The following is a 2,970-nucleotide window of genomic DNA, read 5'->3' on the forward strand; positions in this document are numbered from 1 at the left end:
AATTATTACTCTTGTTTTTACTGTTGATGAACTACTTTAAGAAAGCCAGCTATCTTTCGATGCAGAATAAATTTTAAACTTATATCCCTTATATCCTAAGCATGAACAAGGTTATTCAAGTGTTAGTTTAGAGCTTACGCTCATGTACGACAATTGTATTGCCGTACTACCATGTCAACACACCTATACTTTGGTGACGACGAATTCTTTCTAACTCGCACCATCAAACAACTAAAAACCCACACTCTAGATTAACAATGGGCAAACTTTAACTATACAGAATACCCCCCAGAATCTAAAGAAACCATTCCTCAAGCATTATCCGATATCATGACACCAACAGTTGGTAGTGGAGGACGATTTTCCCCCCAATAAAACTTAACGATTCTCGAACCCCGACAAATCAAACAACGACAACTGTCCCACAGAAATATTACCCTTACCACCGCGATGATAACTAAGATGACATTTTGGACATAAAGCTACTAGGTTTTCGGGTCTATTATCTGAGGGGTCACGATTCCAATGGTGAACTTGTAGATCGTATGCACGGGGTTTAGTAGTGTGAGGTTTCTCACCAGGACGTAAGCAAACGCGATAGCGAAGCGCTCCGTAGGAATCGCACTTCTGACAACGCCAACCTGAATTTTCCTTGATGGATTTGGCTAGTTCTTTCCAGTGTTTGGGGTATCTCATAATAAATGAAATGCACACGCTACATATTAATATTTTACTTTCCTAGTAGTGAAAATCGTGTGACGTGAGTGCTACAGTCATAATTCATTGAGGATTTGCCAACAAAGTTGAAGCCACAGAGATATCGTATCGTTGTCCTGTTTCTGTGATTTGAAAGTCCAGAATAAAATACTTATTATCAGAGAAATGCTGATGTTTCCTAGCAATTAGTTCATCAATTATTTGTGTAATCGCCTGTTGAGTTTCTGCATCCTGATTTGATAACTGTTGTTCCAAGAAAGTATCAAGTGTTGTTTTTTGTTGAGATTCAGGCATCACCGCCGCATTCCAGGCTATCACAGCCAAACTAAATAATGATTTACGTCTTCTCAATGTGCTGACATTATCTAAATACGGAGCAACGAACTGTTGAAGAATTTCTGACATTTTTGGAGCGCCCTTGGGTTCTATGGGTATATTTGCAGCCAATTCCCCAAATCCCCCCTCTTTCATCTTCTTTCTCAGTGCTTCCAGACTTTTCTGCTTATCTTGGGAACTCTGCCCTTGTTTCATCAAATCTTTAAAATCCTTAGACTTTCTCGCCATAGTGCCTCTCCTGTTTTAAATTGTTTTAAATTGGTACTAACTCAATCTTAATTACTGCATTATTTACTTACTGCATTACTGCATTACTTACTGCATTACGTAAGTTTCCGAAACTGTACCTGAACCGATATGTCCATTAACGGAATTGCCAACAAAGTCAAACCAATATATTTTTGCATTATTTACTTACTGCTATACTGCATTCATTACTGAATTACTGCATTACTCTTCTACTTCCTGAAGTGCTTCATCAAGTAAGAAGCGAACAATTTCAGCCTTTTTACGCCCCGTTCTAGCAGCCATCATAGATAATTTGCGGTGCATTGATTCAGTTAGATCAACGGTTAAACGCACTGTTGCTTCTTTGGGGGGAACTTGTTGGAGTTGAGACATAATTGATGATTTAGGTTGTGGGGATGGGGTTATAGTTGGGATTATGGCTGATGCTTCCGGCAGGGATAAGCCACTCAAGCTATCGGTTGTCGGTGCTGATATGGTTTCTGCCACGTCATCAACATGGGGCTGTTCTGTTTCCGATGGTGTACCGCCAAAGACAAACTCATTTGCCAGGGCATCATCGAGGGATTTCCGAGGTTTCTTGGTACTCACTTCAGCATCCCTACAATTTCTTTAAACAGTTTTTCGTACTCCCTTTGTGATTCCGCCGCCGGACGACCGGACAATCCCCAAATGGTTGTACCTTGTCCAAAGGTATCGGCTATTGCTTGTTTTTGGTGAATCACCGTTTTTAATACCGACACTTCTTGGATTTTTGATAGCAGGGCGATCGCCTCATCTTTTAACTTAGTACCCTTAACAGCACGACTAATAAATACTGCTGCTGTTGGTGAACCGCCGCGCACAGACTGAGCTTGTTTGATTAAGCGCACGGCATCACTGGCAGATTGTAAATCTAGACCCGTCGGTTGACAGGGAATAACGGCTAAATCAGTCCTAAATAGAATTGCCCGACTGGCTTCTGATAAACCTGCTAGTCCATCCACAATTAAATAGTCACATTCGGCTGCTAACTCTGGGATTTGTTCTAAAAGTTCATCTGGTACGCTTAATACGGTTGTGGCAATTTCCGATTCCATAGACTTCAACCATACGGAACTACTGCGTTGTGCATCGGCATCTAACAATCTGACCTTATGACCCTTGAGTGATAACCAATAGGCTAGATGCACGGCTGAGGTGGACTTTGAGCAGCCCCCTTTCTGATTGATAAATGCAATTACTGACTTACTTACTGCCATACTGCCATACTGCATTACTGCATTACTGCATTACTGCATTAAGTATATACTATAAAGGAAATTTTAATTTAGTTAGCTTGAGATTGATGATATTCGATGACTACAGCAGACGAAGCCATTAAGTAATTGGACAAAAATATTTACAGTCATTGCAAGCGAAGGGAAGCAATCACAACCCTTAGAATTGCTTCGTTCTATATGACTAACGCCACTCTTCGCTTACACAACAACATTGTGTAATTAATTCTGTCTCACTAATTAGTACACCAATTATAATTTGCATTGATTCTAATTGATGTATAAAAATTTCCGGTACAATTAATAGCCGCGCTGTACAAAGTTGCTTTTTTTATCAAGTATTCTTGTACAAATACTGATACATAAATTAATACATTGTTGTACAATGGTACAAACTTTTTTCTTTCTCTTA

Annotated in this window: 4 protein-coding genes; all 4 read right to left on the minus strand. The window is 39.8% G+C overall.

Going from position 1 to position 2,970, the window contains the following annotated elements:
- Positions 1-378 precede the first annotated feature (378 nt).
- The 4 genes from IQ228_RS24095 to IQ228_RS24110 all read right to left on the minus strand — a co-directional run bounded on the left by IQ228_RS24095 (position 379) and on the right by IQ228_RS24110 (position 2,540).
- A complete protein-coding gene (locus IQ228_RS24095; protein WP_193964699.1) occupies positions 379-696 on the minus strand; it encodes an HNH endonuclease in 318 nt (105 codons plus the stop codon).
- A gap of 84 nt (positions 697-780) precedes the next feature.
- Complete coding sequence (locus IQ228_RS24100; protein WP_027401568.1) at positions 781-1,281, minus strand: hypothetical protein; 501 nt, start codon at positions 1,279-1,281, stop codon at positions 781-783.
- A gap of 222 nt (positions 1,282-1,503) precedes the next feature.
- The gene (locus IQ228_RS24105; protein WP_027401569.1) at positions 1,504-1,890 is read right to left on the minus strand and encodes a CopG family transcriptional regulator; all 387 of its coding nucleotides are present in this window, start codon (positions 1,888-1,890) and stop codon (positions 1,504-1,506) included.
- A complete protein-coding gene (locus IQ228_RS24110; RefSeq protein ID WP_193964701.1) occupies positions 1,887-2,540 on the minus strand; it encodes an AAA family ATPase in 654 nt (217 codons plus the stop codon). Before IQ228_RS24110 ends, IQ228_RS24105 begins: the two co-directional genes overlap by 4 nt.
- Positions 2,541-2,970: the final 430 nt, after the last annotated feature.

Source organism: Dolichospermum sp. LEGE 00246 (assembly GCF_015207865.1).
Lineage (GTDB): Bacteria > Cyanobacteriota > Cyanobacteriia > Cyanobacteriales > Nostocaceae > Dolichospermum > Dolichospermum heterosporum.

Bases quoted from the DNA above. Each gene is read 5' to 3' on its own strand.
- IQ228_RS24100 (WP_027401568.1), bottom strand. From the start codon at position 1,281: ATGGCGAGAAAGTCTAAGGATTTTAAAGATTTGATGAAACAAGGGCAG.
- IQ228_RS24110 (WP_193964701.1), bottom strand. From the start codon at position 2,540: ATGGCAGTAAGTAAGTCAGTAATTGCATTTATCAATCAGAAAGGGGGC.
- IQ228_RS24095 (WP_193964699.1), bottom strand. From the start codon at position 696: ATGAGATACCCCAAACACTGGAAAGAACTAGCCAAATCCATCAAGGAA.